General features: G+C 42.5%; 13 protein-coding genes. All 13 read left to right on the top strand.

Annotation, left to right across the window (positions count from 1 at the left end; genetic code table 11):
* The first annotated feature begins 4 nt into the window (after positions 1 to 4).
* Positions 5 to 2,878 carry an excinuclease ABC subunit UvrA gene (gene uvrA, locus QNH20_RS22570; protein WP_283920176.1) on the top strand — a complete coding sequence of 958 codons (2,874 nt, stop codon included), beginning with the start codon at positions 5 to 7 and terminating at the stop codon, positions 2,876 to 2,878.
* 675 nt (positions 2,879 to 3,553) lie between these two features.
* Positions 3,554 to 4,495, top strand: a complete 942-nt coding sequence (locus QNH20_RS22565) for an ABC transporter permease subunit (RefSeq protein WP_283920175.1) — start codon at positions 3,554 to 3,556, stop codon at positions 4,493 to 4,495.
* Between the two features lie 2 nt (positions 4,496 to 4,497).
* Positions 4,498 to 5,403: an ABC transporter permease subunit gene (locus QNH20_RS22560; RefSeq protein WP_283920174.1), complete on the top strand. Its 906-nt coding sequence runs from the start codon at positions 4,498 to 4,500 to the stop codon at positions 5,401 to 5,403.
* Positions 5,404 to 5,453: 50 nt separating this feature from the next.
* Positions 5,454 to 5,768, top strand: a complete 315-nt coding sequence (locus QNH20_RS22555; RefSeq protein WP_283920173.1) for a magnetosome magnetite crystal formation protein family — start codon at positions 5,454 to 5,456, stop codon at positions 5,766 to 5,768.
* Positions 5,769 to 5,808: 40 nt separating this feature from the next.
* Positions 5,809 to 6,918 carry a DUF4097 family beta strand repeat-containing protein gene (locus QNH20_RS22550; RefSeq protein ID WP_283920172.1) on the top strand — a complete coding sequence of 370 codons (1,110 nt, stop codon included), beginning with the start codon at positions 5,809 to 5,811 and terminating at the stop codon, positions 6,916 to 6,918.
* Between the two features lie 16 nt (positions 6,919 to 6,934).
* Positions 6,935 to 7,300 carry a phage holin family protein gene (locus QNH20_RS22545; RefSeq protein WP_283920171.1) on the top strand — a complete coding sequence of 122 codons (366 nt, stop codon included), beginning with the start codon at positions 6,935 to 6,937 and terminating at the stop codon, positions 7,298 to 7,300.
* 143 nt (positions 7,301 to 7,443) lie between these two features.
* Complete coding sequence (hprK, locus tag QNH20_RS22540; RefSeq protein WP_283920170.1) at positions 7,444 to 8,379, top strand: HPr(Ser) kinase/phosphatase; 936 nt, start codon at positions 7,444 to 7,446, stop codon at positions 8,377 to 8,379.
* A gap of 12 nt (positions 8,380 to 8,391) precedes the next feature.
* Positions 8,392 to 9,207: a prolipoprotein diacylglyceryl transferase gene (gene lgt, locus QNH20_RS22535; protein WP_283920169.1), complete on the top strand. Its 816-nt coding sequence runs from the start codon at positions 8,392 to 8,394 to the stop codon at positions 9,205 to 9,207.
* Between the two features lie 140 nt (positions 9,208 to 9,347).
* Positions 9,348 to 10,295 carry a nucleoside recognition domain-containing protein gene (locus QNH20_RS22530; protein ID WP_283920168.1) on the top strand — a complete coding sequence of 316 codons (948 nt, stop codon included), beginning with the start codon at positions 9,348 to 9,350 and terminating at the stop codon, positions 10,293 to 10,295.
* Positions 10,285 to 10,929 (top strand): pyrophosphatase PpaX, encoded by a 645-nt coding sequence (ppaX, locus tag QNH20_RS22525; RefSeq protein WP_283920167.1) that lies wholly within the window; start codon positions 10,285 to 10,287, stop codon positions 10,927 to 10,929. Before QNH20_RS22530 ends, ppaX begins: the two co-directional genes overlap by 11 nt.
* A gap of 5 nt (positions 10,930 to 10,934) precedes the next feature.
* On the top strand, positions 10,935 to 11,465 hold the full coding sequence (locus QNH20_RS22520; RefSeq protein WP_283920166.1) for an acyltransferase: 531 nt from the start codon (positions 10,935 to 10,937) through the stop codon (positions 11,463 to 11,465).
* A 513-nt stretch (positions 11,466 to 11,978) separates the two neighbouring features.
* Positions 11,979 to 13,151: an ATP phosphoribosyltransferase regulatory subunit gene (locus tag QNH20_RS22515; RefSeq protein WP_283920165.1), complete on the top strand. Its 1,173-nt coding sequence runs from the start codon at positions 11,979 to 11,981 to the stop codon at positions 13,149 to 13,151.
* Positions 13,144 to 13,767, top strand: coding sequence for an ATP phosphoribosyltransferase (gene hisG, locus QNH20_RS22510; RefSeq protein WP_283920164.1), 624 nt, complete (start codon positions 13,144 to 13,146; stop codon positions 13,765 to 13,767). The genes QNH20_RS22515 and hisG overlap by 8 nt, the downstream gene beginning before the upstream one ends.
* Positions 13,768 to 13,769 lie beyond the last annotated feature (2 nt).

Genomic DNA, 13,769 nt, shown 5'->3' with positions numbered 1-13,769 from the left:
ACACATGGCAATGGAAAAACTGATCGTGAAAGGCGCCAGAGCCCACAATTTGAAAAATATCGATGTCACGATTCCGCGAGATAAGCTTGTTGTCTTGACAGGACTTTCCGGGTCAGGGAAGTCCTCACTAGCGTTTGATACGATTTATGCAGAAGGACAGCGCCGTTATGTAGAATCACTTTCGGCCTATGCAAGACAATTCCTCGGTCAAATGGATAAACCTGATGTCGATGCGATTGAGGGCCTATCCCCAGCGATATCGATTGATCAAAAAACAACAAGCCGCAACCCGCGCTCGACGGTCGGAACGGTGACAGAAATCTATGATTATTTACGATTATTATACGCAAGAGTCGGACATCCAACTTGCCCGATTCACAATATTGAAATTTCCTCACAAACGATTGAGCAAATGGTCGACCGGATTCTTGAATATCCGGAGAGAACGAAAATGCAAATCCTCGCCCCGGTTATTTCCGGAAGAAAAGGAACGCATGTTAAGGTCTTCGAAGATGTGAAAAAACAAGGCTTTGTCCGGGTACGTGTTGACGGTGAAATGATGGATCTCGGTGATGAGATTGAACTTGAAAAGAATAAAAAGCACTCGATCGAAGTCGTCGTTGACCGGATTGTCGTCAAGGAAGGAATCGCTGCCAGGGTCGCTGACTCGCTTGAAACGGCTTTGAAACTTGGCGAAGGAAAAGTCATCGTCGATGTCATCGGTGAGGAAGAACTCTTGTTCAGTGAAAATCATGCCTGCCCGCACTGTGGTTTTTCCATCGGTGAACTTGAGCCGCGGATGTTTTCTTTTAATAGTCCATTCGGCGCCTGCCCAGAGTGTGATGGACTTGGCTCTAAGCTCGAAGTCGATGTTGATCTTGTCATTCCAAATAAGGACTTAACGTTAAAGCAGCATGCGATTGCCCCTTGGGAGCCGACAAGTTCACAGTATTATCCACAGCTCTTAGAGGCTGTTTGTAATCATTTCGGGGTAGATATGAATATTCCCGTTAAGGATATTCCGGAACACCTTTTGGAAAAAGTGCTCTATGGTTCCGGTCACGAAAAAATTTATTTTCGCTATGAGAATGATTTTGGTCAAATCCGTGAAGGACATGTCGAATTTGAGGGTGTCATCCGTAATGTCGAGCGCCGCTATAAGGAGACAAGCTCGGACTATATTCGTGAGCAGATGGAAAAATACATGGCACAGCAGCCATGCCCAACCTGTAAAGGCTTCCGTTTGAAAAAGGAAACATTAGCAGTTTTGATTAACGGTCGCCATATTGCCCAAGTGACAGACCTTTCGATTGAAGAAGCACACCAATTTTTTGCTGAATTAAAGCTTTCTGAAAAAGAAATGCAAATCGCAAAGCTGATTTTTCGCGAAATCAGCGAACGTCTTGGCTTTTTAATTAATGTCGGCCTTGATTATTTAACCCTAAGCCGCACGGCTGGAACACTGTCAGGCGGTGAGGCCCAACGGATTCGCTTGGCCACGCAAATCGGTTCGCGCTTAACCGGGGTGTTGTACATTTTGGATGAGCCGTCCATTGGTCTTCATCAGCGTGATAATGACCGTTTAATCGGAACACTCCAAAGCATGCGCGATATCGGCAACACCTTGATTGTCGTAGAACACGACGAAGATACGATGCTTGCTGCCGATTATTTGATTGATATTGGCCCAGGTGCCGGCGTCCATGGTGGTGAAGTGGTCTCCGCTGGAACACCTGCTGAAGTCATGGCAGACCCGAACTCACTAACTGGTCAATATTTATCAGGGAAGAAGTTTATCCCATTACCATTGGAACGCCGCAAGCCAGATGGCCGCTTTATTGAAATCAAGGGAGCATCGGAAAATAATTTAAAAAATGTCAATGTAAAGTTTCCGCTTGGCATGTTCATCGCGGTAACCGGTGTGTCTGGTTCCGGAAAAAGTACACTCATTAACGAGATCCTTCATAAATCGCTGGCGCAAAAGCTTCATAAAGCGAAAACAAAGCCAGGGGAACACAAAAGTATGAAAGGAATCGATTATTTAGAAAAAGTAATTGATATCGATCAGTCACCAATCGGCCGGACGCCGCGCTCTAATCCGGCAACCTATACCGGTGTGTTCGATGATATCCGCGATGTGTTTTCGGCTACGAATGAGGCAAAGGTCCGTGGCTACAAAAAAGGGCGCTTTAGCTTTAATGTGAAGGGCGGCCGTTGTGAAGCCTGCCGCGGCGATGGGATCATCAAAATTGAAATGCACTTTTTACCTGATGTATATGTTCCTTGTGAAGTGTGCCATGGTAAACGTTATAACCGTGAAACATTGGAAGTGAAGTATAAAGGGAAAAACATATCTGATATTCTCGATATGACCGTTGAAGCCGCCGTTGAGTTTTTCGAAAACATTCCAAAAATCAGCCGAAAGCTGCAAACGATTTTGGATGTCGGCCTTGGCTATATTACACTCGGCCAGCCGGCGACAACATTATCCGGAGGAGAAGCCCAGCGTGTAAAGCTTGCTTCAGAGCTGCACCGCCGTTCAACAGGCAAGTCTTTCTATATTTTGGATGAGCCAACGACCGGTCTTCATGTTGATGATATTTCCCGTTTGCTGGTTGTATTGCAGCGCTTGGTAGAAAACGGTGATACGGTTTTGGTCATCGAACACAACCTTGATGTCATCAAAGCCGCCGATTACCTTATTGATCTTGGTCCTGAAGGCGGCGACAAGGGCGGAACCATTATCGCAACGGGAACACCGGAAAAGGTTGCAGAGACTCCTGAGTCTTATACCGGAAAATACTTAAAGCCGATCCTTGAGCGGGATCGTTTAAGAATGAAACAGCAAATTGATGACAAAAGTACCGTAAATGCATAACTTAAGAAGAAGAGTCGGAATAGTTCATTCCGGCTCTTTTTTTGTATATTTTTCAAATTCGACGCCTTGTAATTGGAGGATTTCCAATGGAATATGTTCCGGATCTACAATAAAAAATAGTTACTGTTGGTATGAAGTGGAAAGTGTTAAATTAGTAGAATTTTAATTGGTAAGAGTGGAGATTAGTTGCTAAATGCTAGTCTTTTTTTTGGACATTTCTAAGTTAGTACTCTTATCATTATTTTATTTGTGACATAAATGGGGGAATATTTGGATTTTCGCGCTGAATTTACGGAATCGCCCCCCACAATCCAGCGGTCCCCCTCGAAATAATGAGTTTGGCGGAATTCCTTTGAAATTTAGCGGAATAAATAGAAGGTTTGGCTTCAAATTCCTTCGAAGTTTGGCGGAATAAATGGATCTTTTGGCGGAATTCCACTCCAAATTGGCGGAATCGCACCTCACAATCAACAAGTCCCTTCGAAATGATGTGTTTCGCGGAATACCCAAAACCCCGGAATCCTCCAAAAATTAGTAGAATCCAAGCAGCCACCATTCTCCGACAAAAAAATGTTACCTTTCGTTATTTTTTCACCTACCCTCCCTTATTAACTAATCCGAAAATTGAAACATTTTTGAAATATTAGTAAAATATAACATAAAGGAGATGAAAATATGATTTTGCGTTCGGTACTCTATCAAATGCTATTGTGGTGTATTGCGACCACCATTTTTTTAGCTCTGTTATTTTTGCCTCGTACAGCTGATTACACAGCAGGCCCCGGCGGAATGTTCATTAGTGCAAAATATGACTATTCCGCCAAGGTACATATACAGCAGTTTAAAGATTTTTTCGTGTATGTGAAGGAAAATAAGGGCCTTGGCACTGTCTATAATGGTCATTCTCTCAACGAAAATATTTTGCGTACGTTTAAAAAAAGCATGTTGATTACGATTCCGGCATTAATGCTTGGATTCTTTCTCGGCATTGCTAAAGGTGTTTTTGACTTTCGGATTCGAAGCCGACGGGGAAAACTGTTCGGGATCAGCTCAACACGATTTTTCTTATCGATACCAGATTTATTTCTGATTATTTCTCTGCAGCTCCTAATAATGGAGGGCTATGAAGCAGGGATCCTTCCTCATATAAAGGTTTACGGCAGTGAAGAGTCAAGTGTCATTCTATTAGACATCATTTTTCTCACAATATATCCGTTATTCTACATAGCAAATATTACTTATTTCAGCATCCGTGACGAGCAAGGAATGGACTACATACGCACGGCGCTTTCAAAAGGGACTTCCTCCTTTAAGGTGTTGTACCGCCATGTATTAAAAAATTGTTATGTTAAGATTTTGAGCCATACAAATACAATTACCCTATATACTCTATCAAACCTGTTTATTGTCGAGTACCTGACGAATTACCGCGGAGCGGCATATTTCTTCTATGAAACTCTTGCATCTCCTGCTATGTTTCTTACCGGGCAGCAGTTTGAAATCAGTTTATATCCTGCAGCAGGATATATTATCCTCTTTACGGCCGTAATTTTTATTTCAAAAGCTCTCAGTCAAATCGCCAAAGGACTAGTATCTCCTATCGAAAGGAGGGAATAGAGTTGAAGGATTGGAAGCTTTGGATCAGTTCGATTTTTTTATTAGTTTTATTGTTTTTTGTGTTCGCCGGGCCTCATCTGCCTTTTGTCGATCAAGAATTAAAACAAACAGGTTTGGTGAAAACGAAAGAAGGGGCGTTTATTCTCCCGCCGATTCCACCTCGAGACGGTTTTCCACTGGGAAGCGACCACTATGGTGTTGATGTACTCAGTCAAATCATTATGGGGGCAAAAGAAACGTTAACCATTGTCGTTCTTGTCGTCTTTGTCCGTTATCTAATTGCCATTCCATTAGCAATTGGCGGGTTTTATTCGAGATTACTAGAGGTATTTTTGCAGGCCTGGCAGCAGGTGTTTTCCTTTATGCCGCCGATCTTTTTTGTTTCCTTTTTCGTGACATTGCCGCTTATCTTCTTTTCGCCAGACAGGGCAATGTTAATTATTCTTGTGCTGGCTGTTCTCGAAACGGGCAGGGTGGCGGAGATCATTCACCAGCACATGAAGGAAACACAAAAGCGTCCCTATATTGAAGCAGGGATTGTTGCAGGCGGTTCGCCTTTAGGAATGTTTAAAAAATATTATTTGCCCGTCGTCCTGCCGCATATTATTATTCTGATTATCAATGATATGGGAAGGGTGCTTTTCTTACTTGCACAGCTAGGCATCGTTCATATCTATGTCACGCATAAATTTGTGTCGGAGGAGAGTGGTGCTTATGAAGTGGTCAATACCTCCTTAGCTTGGCCGACGATGTTTCGCACCATAACGGCAGATATTTTTTCTTATGAGTGGATCCCGTTTTCCGTTATCGGGGCGATCGCCATGACTATTTACACATTTAATATGTTTGCCGATGGCCTGCAAAAGTTTTTTGAAAAAAAATACCGAACCTTTCGAACCGATTTATAGAAACTTTTTTCATTCTGGAGCGTACATAAAGGATAGAGGTGATAAACGAAATGGATACAAAAAAAGTACTTTCTAGTTTGTGCTATTTCAGTATTTTTTTCGCAGGGTTTATTTTTCCACTTGCTGTCTATTTTGCTACTGGAGATGAAGAGACAAAGCGGCACGCCAAGAAATCATTATTATCGCATTTAATTCCGCTTATTACGACACCGATCATTATTATTGCTGTGTTTTATGATTTTACAAAAATTCAAGATACGATTCCTGCTTTTACCATAATTAGCATCATTGTGCTTGTCATCATTTGGGGCGTTGTGGTGATTTGGAACATTGTCAAAGGCGTAAAGGTTCTCTTAGCTGAATAAGTTTTATAGGAGAAAATAATTTTAATCTGAGGTGAAGAAGATGAAAGAGGAAAGAATACGGATACTACAAATGGTTGAAGAAGGAAAGCTGAAGGTAGATGAAGCGTTAATGCTTCTCGAAGAACTGGAAAAAGCGCAGCAAACGATGGAGCAGAAGCAGGAACAAATAGTGAACGAGCTTTCAAGTGCTGTTCAGTTTGAAGAAGCAAAAAAGGAAGACCCATTCCAAGCGAAATACCAATCAACAAAAGATAAGATTTTTGAATTTGTTGATACAGCTTTGAAAAAAATTAAAGATCTTGATTTTGATTTAAACTTTGGCCAATCGATCGATATCTCTCATATTTTTCATCAAGGTGATGTTGATTTAAAAGATATAGACATCGATGTGGCCAACGGGTCCGTTAAGCTTGCCGCTTGGGAGCAGCCGGATGTTAGGATTGAGTGCCAGGCAAAGGTGTACCGTGTGGACAATCAGGATCAGGCACGGCAAAACTTTTTACGTGATGTCCTTTTTACCGTTGAACACCAAAAATTGCGTTTTAGCACGCAGCAAAAATGGATGAAGGTTGAAGCGGTCATTCATGTGCCAAAAGCGCAATATGAGCGCGTGCGCATTAGATTGTTTAATGGCGGAGTTACTGGTGAAGAAATGAATGCAAGTGACCTTCGTGTAAAAACCGCTAATGGAAAAATAGACCTCAATCGTGTAAATGGAAAAAAGGCCGAAGTGGAAACAGCAAACGGGAAAATCAATCTTATTGGCAGCCAGTTCGATGAGGTGGAAACAGAGACAATAAACGGTGCCATTCAACTTGATGGTGATTTTAGAAAGGTTGAGTCGCAATCGTTTAACGGAAATATCAGCGTAAACTTGCGTGGGAATCGTTCTGAATTGATTCAAGCAAAAGCGACCACGGGCGGTATTGATTTATTTGTTTCCGAGGGAATGCCTGTTAATGGCGAGATTAAGACAAATCTTGGCGGTTTTAATGTGAATCTTACCGGCATTCAGGTGATTGAAGAGAAAAGCGAAATGATACAAAAATCGCTTCGCTTCCAATCGGTCAATCATTCTGATAAAATGATGAGAATCTATGCTGATACGAAATCAGGCTCGATTACGATTCACAAATCACAAGAAGAATAAGTAGGGGACGTTAGAGATGAGATGGCTGATTGGATGTTTGATTAATGCGGTTTTATTTATAGCACTTGCTGGCTATTTTCACGAAGGCTTTCAACTTACAGGATTTTGGGCCGCACTTCAGGCGAGCATTTTATTATCCATCTTAAATGTACTGGTGCGTCCGCTCCTCATTTTTTTTACCTTACCAGTGACGGTTTTAACGATGGGGCTTTTTCTTTTCGTCATCAACGCGATTACACTTGAACTGACCGATTATATAATGGGCGATGCCTTTGAAATCTCCAGCTTTGGTATGGCGCTTTTTATTGCGGTGCTGATGTCGCTTGTAAACTTAATTATTCAAAAAACAATTCTGGAGCCATCAAGAAAAGCGAAAAATTAATTGAAACGGGTGCACACCATTTACAAGTGGTCTGCACCTTTTCAATTTATTGAACAACTTTCATTTGGTTCTTTTTCAAAAAATGCTAAAATAAGAGGAAATGAATTTTTCAGATTATAAAAAATCCGTTAGGAGGAAGATTCTTGCCAAAAGTACGTACCAAAGATATATTGGAGAAATTTAAGCTTGAATTGGTCAGCGGTGAAGAAGGAATTAACCGCCCCATCACCACAAGTGATATATCCCGGCCGGGAATTGAAATGGCTGGTTATTTTGAATTTTATCCTGCGGAACGAATTCAACTATTAGGAAAAACTGAACTGTCCTTTTTTGAGGAACTGCCTGAAGGGGAACGCGCTTCTCGAATGGAACGGTTATGTACCGACATCACCCCGGCAATCATTGTCACAAGGGATATTGAAGTTCCAATTGAACTAATAGAAGCATCGGAACGTGAATCAGTGCCTGTTCTTCGGACAAGCATGAAGACCACCCGTTTTTCAAGCCGTCTAACCAATTATTTAGAGAGTAAGCTGGCACCGACAACGGCAGTCCACGGCGTATTGGTGGACGTATATGGAATCGGTGTGTTAATTACCGGAAAAAGCGGTGTCGGTAAAAGTGAAACGGCGCTGGAGCTCGTCAAACGCGGCCATCGTCTTGTTGCCGATGATTGCGTAGAAATCCGTCAGGAAGACCAGGATACGTTAGTTGGTACTTCACCGGATTTAATTGAACATTTATTAGAAATTCGCGGCCTGGGGATTATCAACGTGATGACATTGTTTGGTGCTGGTGCGGTCCGCAGCAATAAGCGGATCACGCTGATCATGGATTTAGAAATCTGGGATTCTAAAAAGCAATATGACCGCCTTGGTTTAGATGAGGAGAAAATGAAGATTATTGACACGGAGGTCACGAAACTGACCGTTCCCGTTCGCCCTGGACGGAACCTTGCTGTCATCATCGAAGTAGCAGCGATGAATTTCCGGTTAAAGCGTATGGGCGTGAATGCGGCACAGCAATTTACAGAGCGTCTTTCTGATGTGATTGAAGATGGGGAACATGAAGATATTTAAGGGGAGATAAGAATGAACGAAACGATTCAGCCGCTTAACCCAATTGCCTTTTCACTTGGCCCGATTGAAGTACACTGGTATGGGATTATTATTGGCTCAGGCCTGGCACTTGCGCTGTTTCTAGCGATAAGGGAAGGCAATCGAAGGGGACTGCCGAAGGACACGTTTGCCGATTTGATGCTGTGGGCGATTCCGATCGCAATTATTTCGGCACGGATTTATTATGTGATTTTTGAATGGGATTATTATGCCAATCATCTGTCCGAGATTCCGAAAATATGGAACGGTGGGATTGCAATTCACGGGGCCTTGATCGGGTCAGTTATTACGACGATTATTTTTGCCAAAAAACGAGGTCTTTCCTTTTGGAAAATTGCTGACATTGCTGCGCCAAGTATTATTCTCGGACAGGGAATCGGCCGCTGGGGAAATTTTATGAATCAAGAAGCCCATGGTGGTGAAGTGACAAGGTCGTTCCTTGAAAACCTGCATTTACCGGACTTTATTATCAATCAAATGTATATTAATGGAACGTATTACCATCCAACATTTTTATATGAATCCATCTGGGACTTGATCGGCTTTTTCCTATTAATTTTGCTGCGACGCGTGAATCTTCGCCGCGGTGAGATGTTTCTTTCCTACGTCATTTGGTATTCTGTCGGCCGCTTTTATGTGGAAGGTCTGCGGACAGATAGTCTAATGCTTGGCAGCCTGCGGATGGCGCAAACGATTTCGATTGTCTTGATTGTTGTATCAGTTGGGATTATTCTCTATCGACGAACTAAACAGAATACAATAGAGCGCTATTTAGACCAAAGTAATTAAAAGGCATTTCCTACTTTTTACAAAAAATATAGTAAGTAATCTGGATTTTTGTAGTAAATGACACAGTTCATGTAATAATGGCCACTAATCATGCAAGATTGTAGAAATGAATTAGAACTAAAGAGGGGAACTTAGGGGAAATGCTATTAAGCTCATCGAAAAAGGGATTATTGGTTGGTTTTAAAACGACATGGACTCTAGGGAAAATTATTTTTCCGGTTACACTGATTGTGGCAGTGCTCCAATATACACCAGTTTTGCCATGGGTCATAGAAATGATTTCCCCGTTAATGAAGCTTCTGGGATTGTCCGGGGATGCCGCTATACCGCTTGTACTAGGGAATTTCCTTAACCTCTATGCAGCCATTGGTGCGATTCTCACGCTTGATTTTTCGGTAAAAGAAGTGTTTATTTTGGCAGTGATGCTGTCCTTTTCACATAATTTATTCATCGAATCAGGCGTGGCGTTGAAAGCCGGCGTGAAGCTGTGGGTCGTTCTAGTCACAAGGCCGGGGCTCGCCCTCCTCTCTGCAGTCGTAATTAATCTTGTTTGGCATGGGGGCGGTGAGACTGCAAAGTATGGCTTGATCCAGCAGAGCACGTCACAGACCGATGGTGTTGCTGAGATTTTGCTTGAGGCGATTCAAAAAGCAAGCCTTGGTATTTTACAGCTGGCGATGATTGTCATCCCGCTCATGATTGTGATTCAAATTTTAAAAGACTTACAATGGTTAAATAAATTTTCCAAAACGATGTCTCCGATCACGAAAACGCTTGGCATGAAGGAAAATACCTCAACGACGATGGCTGCCGGGTTATTATTTGGCCTGGCATATGGTGCAGGTGTGATGATCCAGGCCGTGAAAGAAGATGGAGTCAGTAAAAAGGATATTACGCTGGCATTTATTTTTCTAATGGCATGCCATGCGGTTGTTGAGGATACATTAATCTTTGTCCCGCTAGGCATCCCGGTGCTGCCGCTGCTTTTAATCCGTCTGGGTGTTGCAATTTTGTTAACTTTATTGGTCGGTACGATTTGGAAACGCTCGGGGTTAGTAAAAAGAAAGGATGCATCCTATGAACAATAAAATTACGACAGTTCTATTTGATTTAGATGGGACGTTAATCGATACAAATGAATTAATTATTACAACTTATTTGCATACGCTTGAAAAATATTTTCCTGGCAAGTATAGCCGTGAGGATGTTTTGCCGTTTATGGGTCCGACCCTTCATGAAGCATTTAGTTCGGTTGATCCGGATCGTGTTGAGGAGATGATAATGGAATATCGTACATTTAATCTCGCAAACCATGATGCACTTGTGAAAGAATTTGAAGGTGTGTTTGATACAGTTCAAACCTTATACGAAAAAGGCTACAAACTCGGAATTGTCACCACGAAACGTCACGATACCGCCTTAAAGGGGTTACGCCTGACGAACCTTGATCAATTTTTCGAGGTGATTGTTGCACTAGATCATGTTAAAAAAGTAAAACCTGATCCCGAACCTATTTTAAATGCGCTAGAGCAGTTAGATGCTAAACCTTCGGAAACAATCATGGTCGGCGATAATTACCATGATATTTTAGCAGGGAAAAATGCCGGCACAAAAGCGGCTGGCGTCTCATGGTCAATCAAAGGCAGAGACTACATTGCAAAATACGAACCGGACTACATCCTTGATCACATGCATGACTTATTAAAAATCCTCGGAGAGTGAGTAATATGAGGAATACGACCCGTTACCCGGTCGCTGGAGCCAACTCCTTATGGCACGTCTACAAGACCGTGCCTTTTTGGAAGGTTGTTAAAAATTTTATTGTGATTCAAATGGCGCGTTACACGCCATTTTTAGGGATGAAGAATTGGCTTTATCGTACTTTCCTTAAGATGAAGGTCGGAGAGCAAACATCCTTCGCCTTAATGGTCATGCTGGATGTCATGTTTCCGGAAAAAATCAGCGTTGGCCGTAACACGGTCATTGGTTACAACACGACCATCCTTGCCCATGAGTATTTGATTAAAGAATACCGCCTTGGGTCGGTTGTGATTGGCAGTGAAGTGATGATTGGTGCCAATTCCACGATCCTTCCGGGCGTCACTATTGGCGATGGAGCGATTGTATCGGCAGGGACACTAGTCCATAAGGATGTTCCTTCGGGTGCGTTCGTCGGAGGCAACCCGATGCGTGTGATTTATACGAAGGAAGAAATGGAAAAACGCTGGGCGGATGACCCGATATATGGTAGGGAATAATAAAATATACTTTTTTAGAGGAACTCGGTTTTTAAACCGGGTTTTTTTATTTTCTAAATGGAAAAAGCTAACTTGGCGGAATGACAGATGAGTTTGGCGGAAATTCATCTTAAGTTGGCGGAATAATCGCCAAGTTTGGCGGAATGACCCAGAAAGTTGGCGGAAATCCGGCTCAGGTTGGCGGAATCCTCTGCAAGGGGATACAACGGAGGCAAAAAAATTGGGAATAATCATGAAAAGGGTAATCAAAAAGGATTTGGCGGAATTAATTCAAAAATTGGCGGAATCCTTGTTAAAGTACGCGAAATTAATCGAGAAACCCGCGGGAAAAATTCGAATTCCCGCGGGATAATTCTAAAAGTACGCGGAATTCACGTTCAACAGCAACCCTCCACCTGATATCGGAATAATTTTTCATTGACGAAACGATAGCCAAAGAGTAAACTACAAATAATTAACTTTAATTCACTACCAATTTAGCAGACTAAAGCAAAATGAAAAAGGGTGAACAATTTGAGTCGCTTATTTATGTTTGAAAAGCCTTTAGGAATGCGCGATACGCTGCCGGAGTTATATGAAAAGAAACATCGTGTTCGAACAGCAATGGCGGATACGATGAAACTTTGGGGCTACCAATTTATTGAAACCCCGGCACTTGAATACTATGAAACCGTTGGAGCTGCGTCAGCGATTGTTGACCAGCAACTTTTTAAATTACTCGACAAAGAGGGTCATACCCTGGTGCTCAGACCTGACATGACCACGCCAATCGCCCGGGTAGCTGCTTCAAAGCTATTAGATGAGGATCTTCCCGTGAGATTAGCTTACTCCGCCAATGTTTTCCGAGCTCAGCAGCGTGAAGGCGGCCGCCCGGCAGAGTTTGAGCAAATTGGTATCGAATGTTTGAATGAAGATACCGTTTCATGCGATGGCGAAGTCATAGCTTTGTTGATTTCTACTTTAAAACAAGCAGGACTCACCGAATTCCAAGTGTCGATTGGACATGCTGGCTTTGCCCAGGAACTTTTTGTACAAATTCTCGGAACAAATAGCCGGGCAAATGAATTACGTAAATTTTTGTATGAAAAAAATTATGTTGGCTACCGTGAGCATGTAAATTCACTACAGCTATCATCGATAGATAAACAAAGGCTCCTACAGCTCCTACAATTAAGAGGCGGTGAAGAAGTCATCGGAAAAGCCCTCGACATTATCGAAAATGACAAAGGCAAGCATGCGATCATTGAGCTGAAAGAGCTTCGGGATGTTGTTGAGGATTATGGTGTAGAGGAGTTTGTGAAATTTGATTTTACCATCGTAAGCCATATGAGCTATTATTCCGGCATTTTATTTGAAGCTTATGCCGGGAATGTAGGCTTTCCAATCGGGAATGGCGGCCGCTATAGTTTAATAGAGAAGTTTGGAAAAAAAGCTAGTGCCACCGGATTTGCGGTTCGGATTGACATGCTGCTTGAGGCGCTGGGGGACTTCCAGCTTGATAATAAAACTCACTGCATTTTTTTCAGTCAGGAGCGGCGAAAGGAAGCTTTTCGCTTGGCTGATGAAATGCACGAGCAGGGAAAAAAGGTCGTGCTCCAGGATATTACTGGTGTGAAAAACCTTGATGCTTTTACAAAAAGGTTTGCTGAAACTACGTATTTAATCGGAGGACATGTTGATGAGTAACATCCTAACGATTGCCATGCCAAAGGGACGAATTTTTGAAGAAGCTGTTGAATTACTTCGAAAAGCAGGCTATAAGCTTCCGCCGGAATTTGATGATTCGCGAAAATTAATTATTGACGTTGCCGAAGAGGGCTTGCGATTCATTTTAGCAAAGCCGATGGATGTTGCTACATATGTTGAGCATGGTGTGGCCGATGTCGGAATTGCCGGAAAGGACGTTTTGCTTGAGGAGGAGCGCGATGTATACGAACTCCTTGATCTTAAAATCAGCTATTGCTATTTAGCTGTTGCCGGTCTTCCGGATACAAAAATGAACGAGATCGCTCCAAGAATTGCGACAAAATATCCGAACGTTGCCGAAGCTTATTTCCGCGAGCAAGGCGAACAGGTTGAAATCATTAAATTAAACGGGTCTATTGAGCTGGCCCCGTTAATTGGCTTATCCGACCGGATTGTTGATATTGTGTCAACTGGGCGGACCTTGAAGGAAAACGGGCTTGTCGAATATGAAAGAATTATCGGCGTAACATCGCGGTTCATTGTGAATCCAGTTAGTTATCGCATAAAAGACAAACAGATAGATGAAATGGTGACACGTCTTAGTGAAGTAGTTTAAAG

The organism is Neobacillus sp. WH10 (assembly GCF_030123405.1).
Classification (GTDB): Bacteria; Bacillota; Bacilli; order Bacillales; family Cytobacillaceae; genus Neobacillus.
This window is presented reverse-complemented; position numbering and strand designations above follow the sequence as displayed.

What these genes read in the sequence shown, in the direction of transcription:
- lgt (WP_283920169.1), top strand. Translation starts at nt 8,392, where the DNA reads ATGAACGAAACGATTCAGCCGCTTAACCCAATTGCCTTTTCACTTGGC.
- QNH20_RS22530 (WP_283920168.1), top strand. Translation starts at nt 9,348, where the DNA reads ATGCTATTAAGCTCATCGAAAAAGGGATTATTGGTTGGTTTTAAAACG.
- QNH20_RS22520 (WP_283920166.1), top strand. Translation starts at nt 10,935, where the DNA reads ATGAGGAATACGACCCGTTACCCGGTCGCTGGAGCCAACTCCTTATGG.
- hisG (WP_283920164.1), top strand. Translation starts at nt 13,144, where the DNA reads ATGAGTAACATCCTAACGATTGCCATGCCAAAGGGACGAATTTTTGAA.
- QNH20_RS22565 (WP_283920175.1), top strand. Translation starts at nt 3,554, where the DNA reads ATGATTTTGCGTTCGGTACTCTATCAAATGCTATTGTGGTGTATTGCG.
- uvrA (WP_283920176.1), top strand. Translation starts at nt 5, where the DNA reads ATGGCAATGGAAAAACTGATCGTGAAAGGCGCCAGAGCCCACAATTTG.
- ppaX (WP_283920167.1), top strand. Translation starts at nt 10,285, where the DNA reads ATGAACAATAAAATTACGACAGTTCTATTTGATTTAGATGGGACGTTA.
- QNH20_RS22555 (WP_283920173.1), top strand. Translation starts at nt 5,454, where the DNA reads ATGGATACAAAAAAAGTACTTTCTAGTTTGTGCTATTTCAGTATTTTT.
- QNH20_RS22550 (WP_283920172.1), top strand. Translation starts at nt 5,809, where the DNA reads ATGAAAGAGGAAAGAATACGGATACTACAAATGGTTGAAGAAGGAAAG.
- QNH20_RS22545 (WP_283920171.1), top strand. Translation starts at nt 6,935, where the DNA reads ATGAGATGGCTGATTGGATGTTTGATTAATGCGGTTTTATTTATAGCA.